Below are 22,311 nucleotides of genomic sequence, written 5' to 3'. Positions count from 1 at the left end.
GTGCCTACCTGGCCACCACGCCGCGTGCGGCCCATGCGCGCGCAGCGAGATGAATCGTGCCGTCGGGCTGCATCGGCATGCGCTCGCGAATCAACGAACGCAGGCGCTCGCGCGAGGCCTCGTCCAGACTCATGGCGTGGGCCGGCGCGGGTCCCTGGCCACCGAGGAACGGGCGCCAGTAGTCGTCGAAGTCCGTGAAGTGCATCGGCAGGTCGATGGCCGAACCCGCCACCTCGCGCAGGCCCGCGCTCGAGAAGGCGGCCGCCAGTGCATCGGGGCGGCACAGCGGAAATCGCTCGCCCTGGTCCTGGCCCTGGCTCGCCGGATCGAGCTGTGCCGCGGCGTTCCAGTAGAGGCGGATCAGGTCCATCTTCTCCGCGTAGTCCCAGACGTAGACGGCGACCCGGCCACCGTCCACCGTCACGCGCGCCATCTCGCGCAGCGCTGCGGGCGCGTCGGGCACGAAGTTCAGCACCAGGCCCGAGACGGCCACGTCGACCGCAGCGTCCGGCAGCGGCAGCTCGCTGGCCGCGGCCCGGTGCAAGGCCACGGCGGTGCCGAGCCGGTCCTTCGCGGTGACCAGGAAACCTTCGGACGGATCCACGCCGATGACGGACCGGGGTGCGCACGAGTCCAGGATCGCCGCGCTGAGCGCCCCGGTGCCGCAGCCGACGTCGAGCCAGCGGCGCCCGGGGGGCTCTTGCAGCCAGTGCAGGAAGCGCGGCGCGAGCTGCCGGCTCCAACGGCCCATGTAGCGCTCGTAGGCGTCACCGCTGTGCCACTTGTCCGAACCCGCGCTCTGTGCCATGGCGTCACTGTCCATCAATCGCTGCGCCGTGACAAGCGCGCGGCGAACGCGGCGATTGTCGCCCCCGCGACGGCGGCACCCCGCGGCGATGTTGGTCCCGACCGGCGTCATCGCCAACGGCGTGTGCCGCGGCGTGGCCCGGTACCCGCGCGTGCTGAGCGGCGCGGCGCCCGGCCGGGTCTGGACCGCGGCGCTGGCGGTCACCGGCGTGCTGCTGATGGCGCTGCGTTGGTTCTCGTCAATAATCGCCGCCCTTTTTCCCGAACCGCGAAGCGTCGCCATGTACTCGTCCACCTTCATCTTCGCCACGAAGCAGTTCGACGATGCCTTCCATCGCCTCGATCAGCAGATCGCGGCGATGGCCAAGGCGATTCCGGGTTATCTCGGTGAAGAGACCTGGGAGAACACGGCGCTCGGGCTGGTCTCGAACGTCTACTACTGGGAATCGCTGGAGGCGCTGCAGTCGCTGGTGAAGCATCCCCTGCACCTGCAGGCGAAGGCGCGCCAGGACCACTGGCTCGACGGATACCAGGTGGTGATCTCCGAAGTGATCCGGACCTACGGCGATTCGAAGCTCGGCGATCGGCTGGCGGTGCCCGCGGCTCAGGCGCCGGCGAGATAACGCGACGGCGTGACGCCGAAGCAGCGCCGGAACCAGCGCGAGAAGTGCGCCTGGTCGGCGAAACCGCAGTCGGCCGCGACGCTGGCGGCGGCGTGGCCCTCGCCGAGCAGCGTCTTCGCGCGCGCGATCCGCGCCAGCCGCGCATAGGCCAGCGGCGACAGCCCGAGCGCGCTGCGGAACAGGCGGTGCAGGTGCTCGCGCGAGACGCCCACCTGCGCGGCCAGCACGCGCAGGTCGATGGTCCCGGCGTCGTCGGCCGCCTGCAGCACGCGGCACAGCTGCTCGATGCGAGCGTCGTGCGTCACGGCGGGCGGCTGCCATGCGGCCGACGGAGCGCCGGCCAGGCGTCCGACAGTCGCGAGGACCACCTCGATCAGCGGCTGCGCTGCGGCGTGCTGCGCAGCATCGCCCAGGGCCGCGGCCGCGGCGGCGTCGTGCGTCACGGTGGCGATGCCGGGTGCCCGGTCGCGCGGCCAGCCGAGCCGATCGGCCAGCCAGTCGTGCGGCGCATAGACCATCGCCATCCGGAATGCCTGCGCGCCGACACCGGCGGTGTGCAGTGCGAAGGGCGGCATCACGACCAGGTCGCCGGCCTCGGCGACCTGCGCGCGGCCGGCGCAGGCGAAGCGGCAGCGGCCTTCGAGCACTGCCCCGATGCTCCATTCGGCGTGCCAGTGCGGCGCAAAACGGCGCTCGGGCTCGCTGCTGACCAGCACTTCCAGCGCCTGGCCGCCGGGCAGCGGCCAGCGGGTCAGGTGCGAGGCGGCTGCGCTGGGATTCACCGCGCCGAGCTTAAACCCAGCGCACCGCGCACCGTCAGCCCGGCCCAACCGGCGCTGGCCCGCGTGGCGCGCAGCTCGCCGAGCAGCTCCAGCTCCTCGACCGGATGCGCGAAGCTCGTGATCTGGCCTTCAGCCGCCCACCATTGCGGCGCGACCACGTCGGCGATGTCGGCGCGCACGAACTGCGGCTGCGGACAGTCCTGCGGCTGCGTCAGGTCGGCCCAGCCGACGGCGCCGATCGTCGGCCGGGCCAGGAAGCCGAGCCGCTCGCCGGGCGCGCCGGTCAGCGTCAGCCGCGCCTCGACCAGCCGGCGGTCCTTGACGCTCAGGCTGGCACCCAGGCGCGTGCCGGCGCGCAACGGCGCCGCGGCCGGGTGCTCGAGCGGCAGGCTCAGCGTCAGCCAGGTGCTGCCCATCTTCTTCGGCCAGCCCTGCAGCCAGCCGCGCAGCAGCGAGATGTCCTGATCGACCCAGATGAACGGGCAGTAGCCGGCCGGCGGCCCGCCGTCGCGCGCGAGCTCGAGCACGACGATGGTCTCGCGGTATTGCGCGTAGATCGGATCGAGCAGCTCGGCGCCGCCGTTGCCGCAGGCCTGCCAGTGCGCGAAGTGCAGACAGCCGCGACCGGTCGGCCGGCCGAGCGCCGGCGGCACCAGCGCGGCGCCGTGCGTCGGGTCGCAATCGAATTCGACGTTCAGCAGCCAGCCGGCGTAATGCCACGGCGGCGGCGCGACCAGCGACGAGCGGCCGGAGGCCGTGAAGGGTGGGGTGAAGGCACGCAACATGGCCGCAGCATCGCGCGGCGGAGCCGCCTGGTCTTGAACGCCAGTGATGTGGAAGGTTCATTTCAGCCGGCGCGCGCGGCGGCGGCGGCACGTGGCTTGCGCGACGGCGCGCCAGGTGTGACGATTGCTCCCAGGTTCTCGCCGCTGGAGACACGCGACATGGAGCCCCTGCTCGCCGCCCCGCCGCTGCCGTTCCGCACGCTGCTGTACCGCTACTTCTTCTTCGCGTGGCTGTTCCGCGATGCCGGCGTGCGCGACCTGCTGGAGCGCGCTGCTGCACTGCGGCACAACCGGGCGGCAGCGCGCTGGCTGCCGACCTACATGCGGCGCTGGGCGGTGGTCGGCCTGGCCGGCTGGGCGATCGGCAGCCTGGTCGAGCTGGCGCTCGGCGCGCCGGTGTCGCTGCTGTTCTTCCTGCCCAGCGTGCTCAGCGTGCCGATCAACTCGGTGATCCTGGTGGCCTGGGTGGGGCTGCGGCTGCCGTTCTAGGGCTTACGTCATGCCCGGGGAGCAGGCCTTGGCCGACAGCGTGCGGCAGCGGCAGACCGCTTGCGTGCCCTGCCAGCGGTCGACGGTGCGCCGCAGGTCGGGCAGGGTGAAGGGCTTGGGCAGCACGTCGTCCATGCCGGCTTCGGTGCAGTGCACTTGCTCGTGCGGCATCACCGAGGCGGTCAGCGCGACGATCGGCGTCGGGATCCGCCGCGCCGAGGCTTCGAAGCGGCGGATCGCGCGGGTGGCGTCGGCGCCGTTCAGCAGCGGCATGCGCAGCTCCATCATCACCAGGTCGAAGAGCCCCGTCATCACCAGCGCCACCGCGGTGCCGCCGTCGCGCACGCGCACGACGTCGTAGCCCAGCATCTCGAGCGCCGCGGTCTCGTACAGGGCGTTGTTGTCGTCGGCGTCGGCCAGCAGCACCAGCCGCTCGGCGACGTCGCCCGAAGGACCGGACCGTTGAGCGTGCGGGAGCTTCATGACGTACCCCGATGACGATGGCTGCTGTCACCCGTTGTACGGCCTGGCCGGCGGGCACGCCAACGGATTCGATTTCTATGCCCTCATCGAATTCGTCGATGAGGCCGGCCGCGGCGGCAGCAGCACCAGCGCGATCGCCGCCAGGATCAGCGCCACCGCCGCGCCGTCCTGCCAATGCAGCTGCTCGCCGAGCCAGAGCGCGCCGGAGCCGATGCCGAGCACCGGAATCAGCATCACGCTGGTGCTCGAAGCCACCGGCGTCAACGTGCGCGCCAGATAGAACCAGGCGGCCTGCGAGTAGCCGAAGACCAGCACGCCGTTGTAGGCGATGGCCCACAGCGCGGTCGAGCTCAGCGGCCATTGCCAGCGAGGCGCTTCGAAGGCCACGGCCAGCACGCACAGCACGACGGTCGTCGCCGCCGTCATCCAGAAGGCGATCGTCAGCGTCGCGACGCTGAAGTGCGCGCGCCGCAGCTGCTGCGTGCCCAGGCCCCAGACCAGCGCGGCGACGAGGATGGCCCCCGCCGCCAGCGGCGCGCCGCTCAGCCGGCTCAGCTCATGCCACAGCAGCAGCAGCACCGCGCCGCCGGCGGCGACGATGCCGGCGAGCTGGCGCGTGCTCAGCCGGTCGCCGTACAGCGTGCGGCCCCACAAGGCCGCGAACACCGGCATCGTGTAGCCGAGGATCGCCGCGCGCCCCGAGCTGACGTGCGGCAGCGCGAGGATCAGCAGCACGTGCCAGGTCATCATGTTGGTCACCGCCAGCCGCAGCGCCTGCGCCCACTCGTGCCGCGGCATCCGCAACGGCACCTTCAGCAGCAGCAGCGCGAGTGCCAGGCAGGGCAGGCCGAGCAGCAGCGACAGCGCACGAAACGTCAGCGGCGCCATCTCGCCGACGGCGAGTTTCATGATCGGCCAGTTGAGGCCCCAGAAGAGTGTCAGGAGGGTGAGAACCCAGAGCTGGCGGGCGTGGAGCATGTGCCCATTCTGGGGCGGCGCTGGCCGAGGGCAGCAGCGCGCCGGCCGCACGGGGCCGGGCGCTGCAGCGCATCGATCCGAATCTGCCGATCACCGCATCGATGCGCTTTCGGGACGCGTCATTCGCGCGTCAGCACCGCATCAGGCCGGTGTCTTGGCCGGGCGCGCCGGCGGCCGACCCGCGTCGTCCGGGCCGCGCTGCGCTGCGTCGCGGGCTTCCTGGCCACCCTGGCGCAGCGCATCGGTCGTCTGCTGGCCGCCCTGGCGCAGCGTCTCGCCGAGCCGCTCGCCGCCTTCACGGATCGCGCTGCGAGCCTGCTGGCCGCCTTCGCGCAGCGTGTCGCGCAGCTCCTGGCTGATCGCCTTCGAGACGCGTTCGGCCTCATCGGCCTGGGCACGCGCGGTTTCGCACAGCTGCTGCAGGCCTTCGCTGGTCTGCGAGCCGAGCTCCTGCAGGCCCTGCTGCAGGCGTTCGGTCATCGTCACCGCCTGCGTCTCGACGACGCGGCCGACCTGGCGCTGCAGCTCGGCGGCCGCTTCATTGGCGCGTTGGGCCGTCTGCGCGATCTGCTCGGCGCCGGTCGCGAAGGCACTGCGCGCCCGTTCGTCGACCTGGTCGAAGACGCCCGACAGATCGGGCCAGCCGAAGGCGGAGGCTGCGCGTGCCTGCGTCTGCAGCAGTACGCGCGTCGCGGCGAGGTTCATGTCGTAGAGCTGGCCGAGGCTGCGCAGCGCAAACGTGGTGACCTGAACGGGGGTTTGCCGGCCCGACCCGGATTGGAAAAAGCTTCCCTGTTGCATCTGGAATCTCCTGAGAACTGAAGGCAAGCGCCGCTGGTTCGCGGCGCATTGCTGCAGAGCAACATGGGTGCCTTCGATCTCGGCAGACCTTGCCGCAAACTTTGCGCTCGCGCTTCGCGGCGCCGGGATCGGAAGCCGGCCGCCGTCGCCTACGATGCGGCCCTCTTCTGAGCTCCGCCGCCATGCCCGACACCCTGCGCCACGCCACGCTGCGCCAGTGGCAGATCTTCCTCGTCGCCGCCGAGCACGAGAGCTTCGTGCGCGCCGCGCAGCTGCTGCACCTGACGCAGCCGGCGGTGTCGATGCAGATGAGCCAGCTGGCCGAAAGCGTCGGCCTGCCGCTGTTCGAGAAGCGCGGCCGCAACCTCGCGCTGACGCAGGCCGGGCAGACGCTGGTACCGTTTGCCGAGCGGCTGGCCGAGACCCTGCGCGACGCCGGCGAGGCGATCGATGCGCTGCAGGGCCTGCACCGCGGCCGGCTGCGCATCGCGCTGGTGACGACGACGCGCTACTTCATGCCGCGCCTGATCGCGCAGTTCCGCCAGGCCCACCCGCAGATCGAACTCGACGTCTCGATCGAGCACCGCGAGGGCGTCATCGGCCGGCTCGACGGCAACCAGGTCGACCTGGCGATCATGGGCCGGCCGCCGACGCACCTGGCGCTGCAGGCCGAGCCTTTCGCCAAGCACCCGCACGGCGTGATCGCCGCGCCCGACCACCCGCTGGCCGGCAAAAGACGCGTCCAACCGAAGAAGGTGGCGCGCGAGGCCTTCATCGCCCGCGAGGCCGGCTCCGGCACGCGCCACGCGATGGAGCAGTACTTCGCCGCCCACGGCCTCGATCCGCCGCTGGCGCGCGAGATGACCAGCAACGAGTCGATCAAGCAGGAGGTGATGGCCGGCATGGGCCTGGCCTTCATCTCGCTGCACACGGTGCTGCTGGAGCACCAGACCGGCCACTTGGCGCTGCTCGACCTGCAGGGGCTGCCTGTCGTGCGCGACTGGTACGTGCTGTACCGCAGCGGTCGGCGCCTGAGCCCGGCGGCGGCGGCGTTCCGGGAGTTCCTGAAGGCCGAAGCGCCGGGGTACATGGCGCGGTTGCTGCCGGCGGGGGCCAAAGGGCGCCGGGTGTGAAGCCGGCGGATCGAGACGATGGCGCCGTCAGACCTTCGCGCCGATCCGAAGCATTGGGACGTCAAGCTGCGTCTCGGCGCGCACGACCATCGTTCGTGCTCAGGTTCCGCGTGTCCACGCCATCGATCCGAATGCTGCCGCTCGAGCTGCGAAATTCAATTAGGCAGCTTTGCCCTCGCCGAACGCTCTGCACAGCCATGATGGGCTTGACATGATTGCCAAATCAACACATCTCGACGCAACTCATTCCTGCGCTACCGTCTCGTTTGCCGGATCTGGATTCGGTTCAATCCTGGCCACAATCGGCATGCTGGCGCCGCTCATCCGCATGACGCCTCGAATCCCGCGAGTCATCGGGCTCGCTTGCCTCACTATCCTGCACTGCGCGTCGGCCAACGAAGGTACCAAGGGGGCGACGGCCGTAACGCTGACTCAGAAATTGGGGATTCGGTCGTCACGAACGCTCGTGCCAGAATACACGAGCGCAGCATGGAGCAAAACCTCCGGGTTGATAGCGGTGTCTGAAGCTGCAGCGAAGAGTCGATACATCGTCGACCCGGAAACCGGGGCCCAGGTTGAGTTCACCGCCGAATTGCCAGGAGGTGACCGGGAAGATCTCATGTGGTCGTCCACGTCCCCTCGTCTCACAATAGCACGGGGCAGGTCGATCGAAACGATCGCCGCCCAGCCAACGGGTTCCGTTAGTTCAGTACACAAGCAACAGACTCTGGACTTTCATGGTGTCAGCGCGTCACTTGTTGAGCAGTCCGGGCACGAGTTTGTGGTCGCCTTTGGCGCAACGAGCTCGGATCCCAGTCGCTCTACGAAGTCAATTCAGGCCACGCGGCTGTCGGACGGAAAGCAACATTGGACCTGGCGCTTCCCGGATGACGGTGCCCACTATCAGTTCAGGAACGGATCAGCCATCGCGATCGACAAAGCGATCCTCGCGGTCGGGTGGGCAGTTCGCTACGTGGACCAGCGCATTGCCCACCAACTGTGGGTCGTCGATAGTCGAACCGCGCTGCAGCGCTGCGTCATTCAACTCGGTGGGGATCTGCAAGGCAATCGCGACGTCTCAACCGTGCGCCCCGCTCTTACAGCCGACGGAGCGCTTTCGGCGGTTGCGACGAGCTCCTTGCCATACGTCACGTTATATCGGAACTCTACGTGTTCCGAGGAGCGTCGACTGCCACTCCCGGAAGGCCCACAGCCCACCTACTTGACGTTTTCGCCAGATGGGCGTTGGCTTCTTGGAACAGCGCCTGTGAGTCAGGGAGAAGACCCAGGCCGCATCTACATGTGGGACACGCGCGACTGGCGGCTGGTGTACGTCACCAAACAGCGCCGGCCCTACCAAGGCGCGTTTGACCCCTCGAGCAGGCGATTTGTGATTGCCACCGAGTTCGGCGTGTACATCTATCACATATCGACCAAAGACTAATGGCCACTAGGGGCCGAGAACTATGTCTCAATCCGTTCAACTGACTGTCGCCCGGTGAACGCCTGGCGCTGAACGCCGGCATGCTGATGGCCGCCGAGATCCACCAAGGCGAGCGCACGGTGATGGAATACCTGCTGTCGCCGGTGCGCAAGGTCGCGCAGGAAGCGGCGCGGGAACGATAGGACTTTCGACCATGTTGGGACCTCTTTCAGACTCGTGCGCTGGCCGCTGGCCGCCGCACTGATCGTGCTGTCTACCGGCTGCGCCACGCGGGTGCTGTCCGCGCAGCGCAGCCCGGCATTGGCCGGCAGCGTGCCGGCGGCGGCGCTCGTCGTCATCGCCGCGCCAATGAATCCCAGCAAAGCGAATCCCGGCGTCGGCAGCGCTCTAGGCTCAGTCGGCATGATTCCAGTCGGTGCCTCGCCCGACAGCCTGACGAAGGATGCGCGCGATGGCCGACGAGGTGCTGAAGCAGTTGCCACCGGCACTGAAGGCGTCGGGGCTCGTGCTGTCCGGTGCGCCGGTGTTGACCACCTCGAATCTGGCGACGCCGGCTGAGTTGGCTGCCGTGCTGCCGGCCGGTGCTGCCGATCCGGTGCTGACGATCAAGCCGGTCGGCGCGACGATGGATTGCCCGGGCGCGTGCTTTGCGTTCTTCGTGGCGGCGCGGCTCGTCTCGGCGGACCGCAGCACGGTGTTGTGGTCGGCGACGCTGCACATGCAGCCCAAGGCCTCCCGGTTCTCGGACTTCAGCACCCCGGCGGGCGTCCTCGTCCAGACGCTGATCGATCAGATGAAGAAGGACGCCTTGCAGCGGTAGCCGGGCGCACGAGGCGAGGATGCGCTCGTTCTCCTTCCAGGATGGTCGCGGCGGTGCGGGCAAACCATGATGTTGTTGCTCTCCAAATAATCTAACCTAGATAACTAGGTGATCGTTGTTTCGCGACGCCGAGCGTCAGGAATGAGGAGACAGCCATGGTCGTTCGACACGGGTTGGTCGTGGGCTTTCTGGGCGGTGCGGGGCTTTGTCTGTCGGTCAGCGGGGTCATCATCGCCGCGACGCCAGCCGTCGGCGCTGCCGCTGGTGCGGACACGCCAGGCGCGCTGCTGATGAACGCGCCCGATCAACATCCTGCGGAGCACCAGGTGCCCGAGCACATGCCCGCTCCCGTCGATGCCTGGGAAGCGCTGTTCAGGCCCTGGCGCTAGACGTGAGCACCGACCACGACAGCTACGACAGGCAGTACGTCGCCACCCACGCCGAGGCGCATACGCCGGCGGTCACGCTCGACGACGAGATGCCCCGCTACGGCTTGCTGGCCCACGACAAGACCGACCTGTGGGAAGAGACGGCCTTCGGCCTGGTGGCAGAGTGTGGTGACCACGACCTGCTGATGTGGAGCGCGGGGTACCTGCTCAAGGGCAACGGGCGTGGGGTCTGGATCGACAAGCAGGCCGCGGAACACGACATCATGTTCATCGCCGTGCCGAAGTCGCAGCGCGGCACGATGAGCGACAACCACTTCGTTCGCAGCGGCTGGCACCGCACCGAGCGCCTGGCCTGGGATGACGTCAAGTTCGAGCGCGGCAGCGACCGCGTGCTGTGGCAGTTCGAGCAGCAGCAGTTCATCTCTCGGCCGCAGACGCAACCGCCTTCATGGCACGCCGGCGGCAGCATCGCCGGGCTGGAGCTCGACCTGGCCTACAGCCAGATGGGCAAGCCGCTGTGGAACTGGGGCTCGTTCGAATCGGCGGCGCAGACCCAGCGTGGCGGCTACGACGTCTTTGCCCGCGTCAACGGCAGCATCAAGGCGGGCGACAGGACCTTCGTGATCGAGAACGGGCAGGGCGTGCGCGAGCACATCCTGGTCGGCCAGGCGGCCGACCCGATCCGCAACCTGCCGGCGCCGCGCGTGATGTGGTGGCTGTACGCCACCAAGGCCGACAAGGACGGCGACATCGGCATCAATTTCTTTCGCCCCGGCATCGTCGACATCGGCACGGTGTATGTCGGCAACCGCGAGATCAAGTTCAACCCGGCCGCCGGCAAGGGCTCCATCAGCTATCACAACCTGGCGTACTGGGAAGACCCGCGCAGCGGCTACCACCTGCCGGTGCGCTGGCGCCTGTCCATGAGCTCGGACGAATGTCTCGTCGACCTCGACATCCGCTGCCACGGCCGCGCGTATGAATACTGGAACTGCGACGCCGGCGTTCGCATGTACTGCTACCAGATCTGCGTCTGCGACGGCTTCGTGCAGTTCCCCGACGGCCGCAAGGTCGAGTTCGACGAGCACCTGATGTTGAACTCGTTCAATCGCACGATCCTTGTCAAGAAGGAGCGGATGGACGGGCCGGTGTACTAGCCTGGCGTCAGCGCTCACTCAGGCCGGCACGGCCCGCCGGCGATCCACCACCCCAGCACCGGCCTGCTCGGCCAGCACATAACGCTTGAACTTGTCGGCCACGTCCTTGCGCCCGTCGTAGACGATGCGGTCCTCGTAGCCCGACAGCCACAGCGCCTGCGGATTGCGCCGCGCGATGATCAGGTCACCCTGCTGTGTCGCGCCGGCGGGCGAGCGGTGCATCTTCATGACCACCAGCCCGTCGGCGAAGACGCTGGCGATGTCGGGCGCGTAGACGCTGTCGCCGTCGCGCTGCGGGCCGTCGATCACCGACACCACTTCGAGCTTGCCCCATTCGGTGGACATCGTGAAGCGCGAGCGCGCGGTGTCGGACAGGCCGCGCTGCGACTCGTTGTGCAGCGCCCAGGCGCGCTCGACGGGAACAGCGAACGCGGCGTGGCCTTCGATCTCGCGGCACTGGAACAGGTACTTCGGCTTGATGCCGTTGCGGCGCAGCTCTTCCTGCAGGATGCGCAAGGCCTGCGCGTCGTCGTTGACGCGCGCGATCACCGGCGTCTGGTTCTCCAGCGTGACGAAGCCGAAGCGCTGCACTTCGTCGAGTGCGCGGCGCACCGCGGGCAGCCAGCGGTAGTAGCCCTGCTCATTGCGCACGTAGTGGTTGTCGGCATCGCGCTCAAGCATCTCGTCGGCATGCGTGAAGTGCACGACGAGGTTGACGTGCACGTCCGGGTACTGGCGGTGGAAGTACTCCAGCATCACGCCGAAATTGGCATCGAAGCGCTGCGGCCGGAAGGCCATTTCCTTGGTGCCGATGCGCACCAGGTGCACGCCGGCCTCGGCCGCGGCGGCCAGGTAGCGGTAGACGTTCTTGTTCGACAGCACCATCGGGTCGCCGCCGGACAGCAGCACCTCGCGAATCGGATAACGCGCAACGCCCGTGGCCGGATCGACGCCGCCGCTGGCCGCGAGCCGCGTGTTGTAGTCGACGATGTAGGCCTTCAGCTCGTCGGGCTTGATCAGGCCCTTGCCGGTCGAGCCGTTGAAGATGTCCAGCCGGTAGCAGTAGCGGCAGTGCGCCGAGCAGGCCAGCGCGCTGTAGCCGAGCACGATCTCGTCGTACTTGTGCAGGATCTTGCCCTTCAGGCTGTCCGGGCTGTAGCGGATCTGGTTCGACGGGTCTTTCTCGCCGCTCATGTCGGCGGCCTCGGCGAGGATCGGCACCACCAGCGCTTCGAGCGGCCGGCTCGGCGGCATCGCCGGCAGCAGAAGCGTGCCCTCGGCATCGCGGTACTCGTCGCCCTTGACCAGCGCCATGTAGTACGGATTGATGCCGAACATCATGCGCTGGTCGACGCCGTGCTCGCGCATCACCTGGATCTGCTGCGGCGGATAGAAGCTCTCCAGCAGCGGAATCACGTTGTTGTTGTTGAAGCGACCGCGTGCCGGCTTGACGTCGGCCAGCGCGGTCTCGGGCAGGTCATCCATCGTGTCGATGTTCATGAGTCGGTTTCCCTGATGAGTCGTTGTGATCGGATCACTGGAAGGCGGCGAGCCAGCGCTTGAGCTGGTGAATGCCGCGCTGGGTCTTGGCGAACAACAGCGCCTGCTCGTCGGCGGAGAGGCGCCGCTGCAGGCCGATCTCGCGCGAGGCCTGCAGCGCCGCGGCACCATCGAATTCGACATACGCCAGGCGCGCGCACAGCTGCTGCGACGGCAGGCCGAAGGCGTCGCCCGGCAGCAGCGCAACGCCGGTGTCGCCCAGCAGCCGTGCGCACAGCTGCTGCGCGCTGGTGATGCCGGCGCGGTGCAATGCGGCAGCGTGCGGCGTGAAATCGGGGAACAGGTAGAAGCCGCCTTCGGGCGCGTGGATGCGCAGGCCGCTCGCGCGCAGCTCGTCGGCGCACCAGGTGCCCAGCGTCGCCAGCAGCCGGCGCTGGTGCGCCAGGTAGTCCTGCGTCTCGGCGTTCCATTGGTAGGCGGCGATGGCGGCGCGCTGCACCGGCAGCGGGGCGCACGAATAGGTTTCGGAGGCGATGCCGAGCAGCGTGTGCTTGAAGCTATCTCCCAAAGAACGCGGCAGCAGCGCGATGCCGAGCCGCCAGCCGCCGGCGCCGCACCATTTCGACAGGCCGCCGGTGACGATCGTCGCCTCGGGGTAGTGGCGCGCCAGCGAGACGTGCGCGCCGGCGTGGTTCAGGAGGCCGTAGATCTCGTCGGAGATCACCAGGACGCGGTGGCGGCGCAGCACGATGGCGAGTGCCTGCAGCTCGTCGGCGCTGTACGACAGGCCGTCCGGATTGCCCGGGTGGTTCAGCACCAGCACGCTCGGCACGGCGCCATCGGCCTTCGCTGCGAGCGTCTGCTCCAGCGCCGCCGGCGTCACGCGCCAGCGCCGCTCGACATCGGTGGCCACGCGGATCGCCGCGTGGCCGAGCAGCTTCGCCTGCGGCGCGTACGAGACCCACGCAGGGGCGGGGATCAGCACGTCGGCGCGCTGGAAGGCCGCCATCACCGCATACAACAGGAGCTTGGAGCCCGGTGCGATCAGCACCTGCTCGGCGCCGACGTCGATGCCCTCGGCGGCGCGATGGAATTCGGCGACCCGCTCGCGCAGCTCGGGCAGGCCTTGCACCGGCGTGTAGTCCTTGGCCGCGGCGTGTGCGCGCAGCGCTTCGACAGCCGCCGGCAGCGGCGGGAACGGCGACTGCCCGAAGCCGAACTTGAAGACTTCCGTGCCGGAGGTTTCGAGCTGGCGCGATTGCTCGTTGAGCAACAGCGTCTGCGATGTTTCCACCGTCCTGAGGTATCCGTCGAACATGCACGCTCCCATGGCTGACTGACGATGGGGGCGGAGTCTAGGCGAGCGGTGATTACCTTTGATGAATCAAGCGTCAGGATTGCTTATCGATGGATTCGCCGGCGGCCCATGCCTGCGCGAATGCGCCGGCCGCGCAGGCGGCGATCGCCAGCAGGGCCAGCAGCAGCGCGCCGGGGCCGCTCAGCCGGTCGAGCAGCCAGGTCGCGCCGATCGGGCCGGCGGCGCGCGCCAGCAACGCGGGCATGCCCAGCGTGCCGCTCAGCGCGGCATAACGCGCGGGGCCGAACAGGGCCAGCGGCGTCGTCGCGCGCACGATGGTCATCAGCCCGAGACCGGCGCCGTAGCTGATGACGAATACGCCGCACAGCAGCGGCGCCCACGCGGCGAGCCACAGCGCGGACAGCGCCAGCATGATCAGCGCCAGCGTGATCAGCCCGAGGCGGCGCGCATCGAGCGCGCCGCCGGAGATGAACTCCAGCGTGCGTCCTGCCACCTGCATCGGGCCGATGCAGGTGGCCAGCGCAACCGCCGCGCCCGGCGCGACGCCGCGCGACTCGAGCAGCGGGATCACGTGCACCGCGAGGGCTGCGGTGACGAATCCGTTGGCGGCGAAGGCGATGCCGAGCAGCAGCAGCGCGCGGGGGCGGGGCAGGGCGGCGGCCTGCGCCGCGGTCGGCGGAGGCGCCGCGGGCACCGTGGCCGCGCGCGGCAGCAGCAGCGCATGCAGCGGCGCGCAGATGCCCAGGTGCATCAGCCCGTAGGTCAGCGCGGTCGCGCGCCAGCCGACCTGCGCGACCAGCTGATCGGTCAATGGCCAGAACACGGCGCTGGCCAGCCCGCCGGCCAGCGTCAGCGCGGTGATGAAGCGGCGCCGCTCGCCCGGACAGGCCTGCACGATCACCGCGAAGGCCGGCTCATACAGGGTCAATGCCATCGCCGCGCCGAGCGTGCCCCACGCCAGGTACAGGCCGCCGATCGAATTCACCTCGCCAAGCCCGATGAAGGCCAGCCCGGCGAGCAGCGAGCCCGCGCCCATCACCGCGCGGCCACCGCGGCGCTGCAGCACGGCGCCGACGACGCCGGTCGCCAGGCCCCAGACCAGCAGCCCGAACGAATAAGCGCCCATCACGGCCGTGGCACCGGCCTGCAGCTCGGCCTGCACCGGGCGCGCCATCAGCGCGAAGGCGTAGAAGAGGCTCCCCCACGACAACACCAGGGTCAGGGCCAGCGCGGGTACGAAAGGCGGAAAGGGCATCGGAGCACCGATCGGTGAAAGCGCCGCAGTCTGGGTGGCGCGGCCCGGCGCGGCAAACGAGATTTCTGCCATGATGTGTTGAGCTCAGCTCAACACCCCGCGATGTCGACACGGCCGCCGCTGAACGCCTTGCATGTCTTCTGCGCCGTCGCGCGGCACGGCGGCGTCCGGCTCGCGGCGCAGCAGTTGTGCGTCACGCCGGGCGCTGTGAGCCGGCAGATCCAGGCGCTCGAAGCGCACCTCGGCCAGGCGCTGTTCGAGCGCGGGCCCGGCGCCACGCAGCTCACCGCCGCCGGTCGCCGCCTGCACCAGCGCGTGGGCGACAAGATGGAGGCGATCACCGACGCCTTGTCCGGCGCGGGCGCTGCCGGGCGGCGCCGCTCGATCGTGCGCGTCGAGACCGGCGTGACGCTGGCGATGCACTGGCTGATCCCGCGCCTGCGCGGCTTCGCCGAGCGCCATCCGCAGATCGACGTGCAGGTCGGCACGACGGATGGCGATGTCGATCCGGCGTCGCGCGCCGATGTCTTCATCCGCCGCGATCATGCGGAGCTGCGCGGGCTCGTCCCGCAGCGCTTCCTGGCCGAGCGTTCGGTGCTGGTGGCCAGCGCCACGCATCCGGCGGCCGCCTTGGCGCGGCCCGGGGCGCGACAGCTCGCACGCTGGCCGCGCATCGGCGCGCGTTCGCGGCCGGACCTGTGGCCGCAATGGGCCGCATTCCACGGCCTGGGTGTGAACGCGTGGGAGCCGACGCTGGAGTTCGACAACACGGTGCTCGCGATCCAGGCCACGGCCGAGGGGCTGGGGCTGTGCGTGCTGCCGGAGCTGTTCATCGCCGGGCTGCTCGAGACCGGCGCCTTGCGCTGCGTGCAGGCGCAGCGCGTCGACACCGGCGCCTATGCCTATGCGATCGGGCCGCGGCGTGATTCGGCACGCGTCGCGGCGTTCACCGATTGGCTGCGCGGGCCGGCGATCGCCTGAACGCGTTCGGCGCGCGCGCCGGCGACACGCCGGCTTCACCGTCGCCTCACACCCTTCAACACCGCTTCGCGGCGCGCCGCGATGCTGGCGGCTTCCAAACGGAGGAAGCCGCTTGTCGATCCGATCACATCACCGTCAACCATCGCGCCCGCTGCGTTGGGCGTCCCGCGTCGAGGCCTGGCCGCCCGCGCTGTGGCTGGGGCTGCAATGCGCCGTGCTCGCACCCATTGCCCCGGCGGTCGCGCTGCCAGCGGCCGCCGCGCTGGCCGCGGCCCAGTTTGCCGGGCAGCTTCACTGCGACTGGCCGGCGCGGCCGCGCTGGCTGTCGGTGGCGGCCGTGGCGACCGTGGCGGCCAGCGCGCTCGGCGCCGGGCTGTCGATCGGCGCGGCGGCGGTGTGGGTGACGGCAGCGATCGGCTGCGCCTGGATGGCGTTCCGCCGCGGCGGCGAAGGCGGCGCGCGGCGCTCGCCGCGCCGGCTCGTCGAGCAGGCGATACGGCGCGTGCAGGCCGGTGCGGCCTGCAAGGCCGCCTTCGGCGCGACGCTACTGGCCTGCGGCCTCGTCGGCGTGGCCCGGATCTGAAAGCGCACGATGAAGATCCTGCTGATCAATCCGCCGCACACGGCCATCGGCAGCCGCATTCCGCGCGAACACTTGCCGCCGCTGGGCTTGCTCAGCATCGGCGGCCCGCTGATCGACGCCGGCTTCGACGTCCAGTTGCTCGACGCCGAGTTCGGCCCGCTGACGCTGCGGCAGATCGTCGAACGGACGCGGGCGTTTCGGCCGGACATCGTGATGCTCGGGCATTCGGGCTCGAGCTCGGCGCACGCCACCGTGCTGGCGCTGTGCGCACTGCTGAAGCTAGCGCTGCCGCGGCTGGTCACGGTCTATGGCGGCGTGCACCCGACCTACCACTGGGACGAGATCCTGCGCGAGTCGCCGCAGATCGACATCGTCGTGCGTGGCGAAGGAGAAGAGACGACGCGGTCGCTGGTGCAGGCGCTGTCCGCCGGGCGAGCGCTCGACGCGGTGCGCGGCATCGCCTTCCGGCGCGACGGCCGGGTGATCGACACGCCGGCCGCCGAGATGATCCTGGACCTCGACGCCCATCGCATCGGCTGGGAGTTGATCGATCACCGCCGCTATTCGTACTGGGGCGGCAAGCGCGCGGTGGTGGTGCAATTCGCGCGTGGCTGTCCGTACCTGTGCAACTACTGCGGCCAGCGCGGCTACTGGACGCGCTGGCGGCATCGTGATCCGGTGAAGCTGGCGAAGGAGCTCGCGCGCCTGCACCGCGAGCACGGCGTCGAGCTGATCAATTTCGCCGACGAATTGCCCACCGGCTCGCGCAAGGCCTGGCAGGCGTTTCTCGAAGCGCTGATCGCCGAGAATGTGCCGCTGCTGCTCGTCGGCTCGACGCGCGCCGGCGACATCGTGCGTGATGCCGACATCCTGCACCTGTACCGGCGTGCCGGCGTGATCCGCTTCCTGCTCGGCATCGAGAGTTACGACGAAGCGACCCTGGCAGCCATCAAGAAGGGCGCGACGACCAGCGAAGATGCGGAGGCCATCCGGCTGCTGCGCCAGCATGGCATCGTTTCGATGGCCACCTACGTCATCGGCTTCAGCGAAGAGTCCGATCGCGACTACTGGCGCTCATTGCGCCATTTGTGGCGCTACGACCCGGATCAGATCCAATTGCTGTTCGCGACACCGCACCGCTGGACGCCGTTCTACGACACGGTGGCCGATCGTCGCGTGATCCAGCCCGATACGCGGCGCTGGGACTACAAGCACCAGGTGCTGGCGGCCAAGGGCGTGCCGCCGTGGCGCGTGTTCCTGTGGTCGAAGGCGATCGAGCTGTCGATGCAGTTGCGGCCGCGTGCGCTGGCGCGTTTGCTGTTCCGCGGCGATGCGGATTTTCTCCACGCGATGCGCTGGTACACGCGCATCGGGCGGCGGGTCTGGTTTCACGAAGTGGCGCAGTTCCTCTTCGACAACCCGCTGTTGAAGCACGGACCGACGCTGCGCGAATTCCTCGGGCCGTCGCTGGTGGAGCGTGAATACGCGTTGGCGCGGCGGCGCAGGGTCATTCCGATCGACCGGGCCGCGGATCCCCAGCGCGGGGCGCCCGCTCATCCTTCACGCAAGCATTCCCCAGCTGCCGTGACGTCGCCCCGGTAACCGGGTGTTTCGCGGGCGCGGCGGCTGCGCTATCCTCGCGCCGCCATGCCTGCCACCCCGCGCTTGCACTTGCTGGTGATCGACGATCATCCGATCGCGCGCGAGGGCATCGTGCAGTTGCTGCAACGCGAGTGGCCCGACAGCGAAGTCAGCCAGGCCGCGACCCTGGCCCAGGCGCATGGCGTGCTGGCGGCGCGGCCCGACGTGGCGCTGGTGCTGCTGGACGTGCACCTGCCGGGCACCGAGCCGCTGCAGGCGCTGCGCGAGCTGCGCCTGGCCTTCCCGATGCTGCCGGTGGCGATGCTCTCGGGCGACACCGACCCGGTGCTGGCGCAGCAGACGCTGCGCCTGGGCGCCGCCGGCTACCTGCCGAAGTCAGCGGACACCGCGCTGCTGGCGCACGCGCTGCGCCTGGTGCTGGACGGCAACTGCTACGTGCCGCCGTTCCTGCTGAACCTGCAGCCGCCGCCGGCCGCCGCGCAAGCCCTCACGCCGCGCCAGCGCGACGTGCTCGAGAGCCTGACCCGCGGCCTGGCCAACAAGGAGATCGCGCGCCAGCTCGAGCTGGCCGAGCCGACGGTGAAGGCCCACCTCGTCACGATCTTCCGCGTGCTGAACGTCAAGAACCGCACCCAGGCCGTGCTGGCCGGCCGGCAGCTACTGCAAAGCCTCGCCCCGCGCCAGGGGTGATCCGAGCCAGGCCCGCAACGCCGCCGGCGGCAGCGGCTTGCGCGCCACCTCGACGCCGGCCTGGCGCGCTGCTTCGAGCACCGCTGCGGGCACCGTCTCGCCGCTGAGCAGCAGGGCCGGCACCTCGGTACCGAGCCACCGACGCAGCGACGTGATGGCCTGCATGCCGTCGCCTTCGGCCAGGCGCCAGTCGCAGATCAGCCGGTCCGGCGCACCGAGCAGCGCCTGCAGCTGAGGCGCGCTGGGGGCGGCCCAGACATGGCAGCCCCAGCGCTGCAGCAGCCCGACCGTCGAGTCGCGCACGGCATCGTCGTCTTCCACCAGCGCCACGCCCAGGCCGGCCAGCGGCTCGCCGAGCGGCCCGGCCAGCACGGCCGCCGGTGCGGCCGCCGGCAGCGCCGGCGCGAGCGGCAGCTCGATGCTGAAGCACGAGCCGCGGCCGAGCCGGCTGCGCACGCCGACGCGGTGCTCGAGCAGCTTGGCCAGCCGCGCGACGATCGACAGCCCGAGCCCCAGGCCCAGCTCGCGCAGCCGGCCCGGGTTGTGCAGCTGCACGAACTCGTCGAACACCTTCTGCTGGTGCTCCGGCGCGATGCCGATGCCGGTGTCCCAGATGCCGATGCGCACGCGGTCGCCGTCCGGATGGCTGCGCCGCTGCGCCGCCAGCAGCACGCCGCCCGACTCGGTGTAGCGCAGCGCATTGCCGAGCAGGTTGCGCAGCATGCGCTCCAGCAGCACCGGGTCCGAGTGCACCCACAGCCCGGTGGGCCGCAGGCGCCACTGCAGATCGCGGTCCTCGGCCAGCGCCGCGAACTCGCCGGCCAGACGCTCGAACACCGGCGCCAGCGGCAGCGGCGCCACGTGCATCTCGATGCGGCCGCTGTCCAGGCGCGAGATGTCCATCAGCGCATCGACCAGCTTATCGAGCGAGCCGACGATGGTCTCGATGCGCTCGGCCGTCTGCGCGGCGCGCCGGCCCTCGACCTCGTCGCGCACCTGGCTCGCGAGCAGGCCCAGCGCGTGCAGCGGCTGGCGCAGATCGTGGCTGGCTGCGGCCAGGAAGCGCGACTTCGCCGCGTTGGCCTCCTCCAGCTGCAGCATGATGGCCTCGCGCTCGAAGCGCATTTCGTGGCTCTCGTGCAGCAGCTTCGAGTGGTTGCGCGCCAGGCCGTTGGCCATCACCGCGGCCACCAGCGTCAGCCCGGCGAGGTAGAAGCCGCTGAAGTTGTCGCGCGTGGCGAGGCTCAGGAACTGCAGCGTCAGCGTGGTGATCACCGGCAGCAGCAGCGCATGAAAGGCGCGCGGCACCGGCGCCATCACGTTGATGCTGCCGACGCAGGTGAGGCAGGCGATGGTGGCGCAGAACATCTGCGAGGTGACGTCGCCGGGCTCGAAGTCCATCAGCAGCGCCACCGCCCACATCAGACCCGCGCCGCCGGCGCCGGCCACCGCGCGCCAGCGCCAGGCGTCCAGCTCGGCCATCGTGCGCGCCGCGCTCTGCGCGAGGAAACGGGCCCGCCAGTGCCAGCGCGTGGCCAGCATCAGCACGCTGCCGAGCAGCCAGGCCAGCAGCAGGCTCCAGGGCACGCGGCCCGCGATGTAGACCACCTGCATCGTGATCAGCAGCAGTGCGAAGACCAGGCTGTAGCGGCTGTACTCGAAGTACGCATGCAGCATCGCCAGGCGCGAACGGGCGTCGGTCGGCTCGCGGGCGCGCAGCAGGGTGCGGTTCATCAGCAGGGGGCCGACCATGGGCCGGATCATGCCGTGAATAGTGCACTGGCAGCCCATCCGTCCGGAGGGGGTCGGCCGATCCGTTCGATGGCTATCGGGCGGCGAACGCGCTGCCTAGAGTGGCGGCCATGCACACCTCAAGCACCACCGCCCGACTCGCCGCTCTCGCGCTGACGCTGGCCACGCTGGCGGCACCGGCCGCCGCCGCGATCACCAGCTACCAGGGCCGTTTCGATGGCGACGACGACCGCTTCGTGATCGACTTCGACCTCGCCGCCGCCACGCGGCTGAGCGCCACCACCTGGTCGTATGCCGGCGGCACCAATGCCGCCGGCGACGCGGTGGCCGCCGGCGGCTTCGTGCCGGTGCTGGCCTTGTTCGAAGCCACCGAGGGCCTGCTGCGCATCGTGCGCGGCAGCACGCACACCTGCGCCCAGGGCGGCAGCGCCGATCCCGCCACCGGCTTCTGCTGGGACGCGATGTTCGACGGCCTGTTTGCCGCCGGTCACTACCGCCTGGTGCTGACGCAGGACGGCAACGAGCCGCTCGGCACCTTCTTCGACGACGGCTTTGCGCAGGACGGCGTGCCCGACTACACCGGCCAGCTCTTCGCCGGCCAGCCCGGGCTCCACTTCGTGCAGGTGGACGGTGCGCAGCGCGACGCGCACTGGGCGCTGGACATATCGATCGGCAGCGTGCCCGAGCCGGCCAGCCCCGCGCTGCTGGTGCTGGCCGGCGCGGCGTGGGCGCTGGCGCGCCGCACGGCCCGCAGCACCCGTCCTTCGGCTTGAAAAACCCAACCCAGGAGAGTCCTCAATGGCCACTGCCTTCCCTCACCGGCTGCCGCGACGCGGCGGCACCCCGCAAGCGCTGCTGGCCACGACGCTGGCGCTGTGCATCCCCGCCGCCTGGGCGCTCGACGCGCCGCTGGCCGCCGACGTCACGCTGAGCCCGGCGCAACCGGCGCTGAACATGGGCAACCTGCCAACGCTCAATGTGGGCGGCGGCGCGACCGCGCTGCTGCGCTTCGACCTCTCGACGCTGCCGGCGGCGATGACGCCGGGCAAGCTGGTGAAGGCCTCGCTGGTGCTGTACGTCAACCGCATCGGCAGCGCCGGCAGCGTCGAGGCCCAGCCGCTGCGCTCGGCCTGGTCCGAGAGCACGGCCACCGCGTCGGCGGCGCCGGTGCCGGGCGGCCCGGGCAGCGGCGTGAGCTTTGCCGTCAACGGCGCGCAGCAGTTCGTCAGCGTCGACGTCACGAGCCTGGCACGCGACTGGATCCAGAACCCCGGCAGCAATTTCGGCCTGCTGCTGGCACCCGATGTCTCGGCACCCGGCACCGTGGCCTTCTTCGACAGCAAGGAAAACACCGCCACCGCGCACGCCGCGCGGCTGGACCTGACGCTGGCCGACCAGGGGCCGCGCGGATTGACCGGTGCCACCGGTGCCACCGGTGCCACCGGTGCCAAGGGTGATACGGGTGCCACTGGCGCCGCGGGCGCCACTGGCGCGACCGGCGCCACGGGCGCCACTGGCGCGACCGGCGCCACGGGCGCCACGGGCGCCAGGGGCGACAAGGGCGAGACCGGCGCCAAGGGGGACAAGGGCGACACGGGTGCAACCGGCCTGGCCGGGCCGGTGACCTTGCGCTACCTCACCCGTTCGTGGGACCAGGGGGCGGTGACCAGGGCCCAGCGATTCCTGGGCTGCCCCGCGCAGACCTACGTGGTTGGCGGCGGCTGTGGCCACCGCGACGACAACAACGCGGCCAATGACGTTTCCATCGTCTCGACCGGTCCCGATCCGGCCAATCCGCAGCACGCGTACCGCTGCATCGTGAGGAACGAGGGCCTCAGCAGCCGGATCATGAACATGTTCGTCGTCTGCTCGTCGGCCACCAGCGTCAGCGGGCCTTGACATCGAACGGCCGGCGGGGGCCGCACGCGAAGCCTCTGAC

At 70.1% G+C, this 22,311-nt stretch carries 24 protein-coding genes; 13 read left to right on the top strand and 11 right to left on the bottom strand.

Annotated elements, in window-relative coordinates; genetic code table 11:
- Nucleotides 1–4: 4 nt before the first annotated feature.
- Nucleotides 5–808, bottom strand: a complete 804-nt coding sequence (locus tag HLB44_RS00275) for a class I SAM-dependent methyltransferase (RefSeq protein WP_217283490.1) — start codon at nucleotides 806–808, stop codon at nucleotides 5–7.
- 280 nt (nucleotides 809–1,088) lie between these two features.
- Here HLB44_RS00275 and HLB44_RS00270 point away from each other — a divergent pair, with 280 nt between their 5' ends.
- Nucleotides 1,089–1,430, top strand: a complete 342-nt coding sequence (locus HLB44_RS00270; RefSeq protein WP_173121227.1) for an antibiotic biosynthesis monooxygenase family protein — start codon at nucleotides 1,089–1,091, stop codon at nucleotides 1,428–1,430.
- On the opposite strand, the gene HLB44_RS00265 is transcribed toward HLB44_RS00270, so the two are convergent.
- Together HLB44_RS00265 and HLB44_RS00260 are read right to left on the bottom strand one after the other, a co-directional pair.
- Entirely contained in the window at nucleotides 1,412–2,212 is an 801-nt protein-coding gene (locus HLB44_RS00265) for a helix-turn-helix transcriptional regulator (RefSeq protein ID WP_173119431.1), read from the bottom strand. The genes HLB44_RS00270 and HLB44_RS00265 overlap by 19 nt on opposite strands.
- The gene (locus HLB44_RS00260; RefSeq protein WP_173119429.1) at nucleotides 2,209–2,997 is read right to left on the bottom strand and encodes an acetoacetate decarboxylase family protein; all 789 of its coding nucleotides are present in this window, start codon (nucleotides 2,995–2,997) and stop codon (nucleotides 2,209–2,211) included. Before HLB44_RS00260 ends, HLB44_RS00265 begins: the two co-directional genes overlap by 4 nt.
- 159 nt (nucleotides 2,998–3,156) lie before the next feature.
- On the opposite strand from HLB44_RS00260, the gene HLB44_RS00255 reads away from it, so the two are divergent.
- Entirely contained in the window at nucleotides 3,157–3,486 is a 330-nt protein-coding gene (locus tag HLB44_RS00255; RefSeq protein ID WP_173119427.1) for a hypothetical protein, read from the top strand.
- Between the two features lie 3 nt (nucleotides 3,487–3,489).
- On the opposite strand, the gene HLB44_RS00250 is transcribed toward HLB44_RS00255, so the two are convergent.
- From HLB44_RS00250 to HLB44_RS00240, 3 genes are all read right to left on the bottom strand, one after another.
- Nucleotides 3,490–3,969, bottom strand: coding sequence for a response regulator (locus tag HLB44_RS00250; protein ID WP_173119425.1), 480 nt, complete (start codon nucleotides 3,967–3,969; stop codon nucleotides 3,490–3,492).
- 75 nt (nucleotides 3,970–4,044) lie between these two features.
- Nucleotides 4,045–4,947, bottom strand: coding sequence for a DMT family transporter (locus HLB44_RS00245; protein ID WP_173119423.1), 903 nt, complete (start codon nucleotides 4,945–4,947; stop codon nucleotides 4,045–4,047).
- Between the two features lie 141 nt (nucleotides 4,948–5,088).
- Nucleotides 5,089–5,748, bottom strand: coding sequence for a hypothetical protein (locus HLB44_RS00240; protein WP_173119421.1), 660 nt, complete (start codon nucleotides 5,746–5,748; stop codon nucleotides 5,089–5,091).
- Nucleotides 5,749–5,930: 182 nt separating this feature from the next.
- Between HLB44_RS00240 and HLB44_RS00235 the strand changes: the two genes are divergently transcribed.
- A complete protein-coding gene (locus HLB44_RS00235; protein ID WP_173119419.1) occupies nucleotides 5,931–6,881 on the top strand; it encodes a LysR family transcriptional regulator in 951 nt (316 codons plus the stop codon).
- 211 nt (nucleotides 6,882–7,092) lie between these two features.
- Nucleotides 7,093–8,325 carry a YncE family protein gene (locus HLB44_RS00230; protein ID WP_173119418.1) on the top strand — a complete coding sequence of 411 codons (1,233 nt, stop codon included), beginning with the start codon at nucleotides 7,093–7,095 and terminating at the stop codon, nucleotides 8,323–8,325.
- A 20-nt stretch (nucleotides 8,326–8,345) separates the two neighbouring features.
- Here HLB44_RS00230 and HLB44_RS00225 read toward each other — a convergent pair whose 3' ends face one another.
- A complete protein-coding gene (locus HLB44_RS00225) occupies nucleotides 8,346–8,729 on the bottom strand; it encodes a hypothetical protein (RefSeq protein WP_173119416.1) in 384 nt (127 codons plus the stop codon).
- Between the two features lie 47 nt (nucleotides 8,730–8,776).
- Here HLB44_RS00225 and HLB44_RS00220 point away from each other — a divergent pair, with 47 nt between their 5' ends.
- The 3 genes from HLB44_RS00220 to HLB44_RS00210 all read left to right on the top strand — a co-directional run bounded on the left by HLB44_RS00220 (nucleotide 8,777) and on the right by HLB44_RS00210 (nucleotide 10,691).
- Nucleotides 8,777–9,145: a hypothetical protein gene (locus HLB44_RS00220; RefSeq protein WP_173119414.1), complete on the top strand. Its 369-nt coding sequence runs from the start codon at nucleotides 8,777–8,779 to the stop codon at nucleotides 9,143–9,145.
- 155 nt (nucleotides 9,146–9,300) lie between these two features.
- Nucleotides 9,301–9,534 carry a hypothetical protein gene (locus HLB44_RS00215; RefSeq protein WP_173119412.1) on the top strand — a complete coding sequence of 78 codons (234 nt, stop codon included), beginning with the start codon at nucleotides 9,301–9,303 and terminating at the stop codon, nucleotides 9,532–9,534.
- 2 nt (nucleotides 9,535–9,536) lie between these two features.
- Nucleotides 9,537–10,691, top strand: coding sequence for a hypothetical protein (locus HLB44_RS00210; RefSeq protein ID WP_173119410.1), 1,155 nt, complete (start codon nucleotides 9,537–9,539; stop codon nucleotides 10,689–10,691).
- An 18-nt stretch (nucleotides 10,692–10,709) separates the two neighbouring features.
- On the opposite strand, the gene HLB44_RS00205 is transcribed toward HLB44_RS00210, so the two are convergent.
- The 3 genes from HLB44_RS00205 to HLB44_RS00195 form a co-directional block, all read right to left on the bottom strand.
- Nucleotides 10,710–12,191 carry a hypothetical protein gene (locus HLB44_RS00205; protein WP_173119408.1) on the bottom strand — a complete coding sequence of 494 codons (1,482 nt, stop codon included), beginning with the start codon at nucleotides 12,189–12,191 and terminating at the stop codon, nucleotides 10,710–10,712.
- A gap of 34 nt (nucleotides 12,192–12,225) precedes the next feature.
- Nucleotides 12,226–13,509 carry a pyridoxal phosphate-dependent aminotransferase gene (locus HLB44_RS00200; RefSeq protein WP_173119406.1) on the bottom strand — a complete coding sequence of 428 codons (1,284 nt, stop codon included), beginning with the start codon at nucleotides 13,507–13,509 and terminating at the stop codon, nucleotides 12,226–12,228.
- 73 nt (nucleotides 13,510–13,582) lie between these two features.
- Nucleotides 13,583–14,764, bottom strand: a complete 1,182-nt coding sequence (locus HLB44_RS00195; protein WP_173119404.1) for an MFS transporter — start codon at nucleotides 14,762–14,764, stop codon at nucleotides 13,583–13,585.
- Between the two features lie 102 nt (nucleotides 14,765–14,866).
- On the opposite strand from HLB44_RS00195, the gene HLB44_RS00190 reads away from it, so the two are divergent.
- The 4 genes from HLB44_RS00190 to HLB44_RS00175 all read left to right on the top strand — a co-directional run bounded on the left by HLB44_RS00190 (nucleotide 14,867) and on the right by HLB44_RS00175 (nucleotide 18,620).
- The gene (locus HLB44_RS00190; protein WP_173119402.1) at nucleotides 14,867–15,745 is read left to right on the top strand and encodes a LysR substrate-binding domain-containing protein; all 879 of its coding nucleotides are present in this window, start codon (nucleotides 14,867–14,869) and stop codon (nucleotides 15,743–15,745) included.
- A gap of 112 nt (nucleotides 15,746–15,857) precedes the next feature.
- Nucleotides 15,858–16,328, top strand: a complete 471-nt coding sequence (locus HLB44_RS00185) for a hypothetical protein (RefSeq protein WP_173119400.1) — start codon at nucleotides 15,858–15,860, stop codon at nucleotides 16,326–16,328.
- A 9-nt stretch (nucleotides 16,329–16,337) separates the two neighbouring features.
- A complete protein-coding gene (bchE, locus tag HLB44_RS00180) occupies nucleotides 16,338–17,930 on the top strand; it encodes a magnesium-protoporphyrin IX monomethyl ester anaerobic oxidative cyclase (RefSeq protein ID WP_173119398.1) in 1,593 nt (530 codons plus the stop codon).
- Between the two features lie 45 nt (nucleotides 17,931–17,975).
- Nucleotides 17,976–18,620 carry a response regulator transcription factor gene (locus tag HLB44_RS00175; RefSeq protein ID WP_173119396.1) on the top strand — a complete coding sequence of 215 codons (645 nt, stop codon included), beginning with the start codon at nucleotides 17,976–17,978 and terminating at the stop codon, nucleotides 18,618–18,620.
- On the opposite strand, the gene HLB44_RS00170 is transcribed toward HLB44_RS00175, so the two are convergent.
- Nucleotides 18,588–20,372 carry an ATP-binding response regulator gene (locus HLB44_RS00170; RefSeq protein ID WP_173119394.1) on the bottom strand — a complete coding sequence of 595 codons (1,785 nt, stop codon included), beginning with the start codon at nucleotides 20,370–20,372 and terminating at the stop codon, nucleotides 18,588–18,590. The genes HLB44_RS00175 and HLB44_RS00170 overlap by 33 nt on opposite strands.
- A 110-nt stretch (nucleotides 20,373–20,482) precedes the next feature.
- Here HLB44_RS00170 and HLB44_RS00165 point away from each other — a divergent pair, with 110 nt between their 5' ends.
- Together HLB44_RS00165 and HLB44_RS36685 are read left to right on the top strand one after the other, a co-directional pair.
- Nucleotides 20,483–21,145 (top strand): DVUA0089 family protein, encoded by a 663-nt coding sequence (locus HLB44_RS00165; RefSeq protein WP_173119392.1) that lies wholly within the window; start codon nucleotides 20,483–20,485, stop codon nucleotides 21,143–21,145.
- Between the two features lie 25 nt (nucleotides 21,146–21,170).
- Nucleotides 21,171–22,271, top strand: a complete 1,101-nt coding sequence (locus tag HLB44_RS36685; RefSeq protein ID WP_217283489.1) for a DNRLRE domain-containing protein — start codon at nucleotides 21,171–21,173, stop codon at nucleotides 22,269–22,271.
- Nucleotides 22,272–22,311: the final 40 nt, after the last annotated feature.

The organism is Pseudaquabacterium terrae, from assembly GCF_013266755.1.
GTDB lineage: Bacteria > Pseudomonadota > Gammaproteobacteria > Burkholderiales > Burkholderiaceae_C > Pseudaquabacterium > Pseudaquabacterium terrae.
Note: the sequence above shows the minus strand (reverse complement) of the source record. Positions and strands in the feature narration are given on the sequence as shown.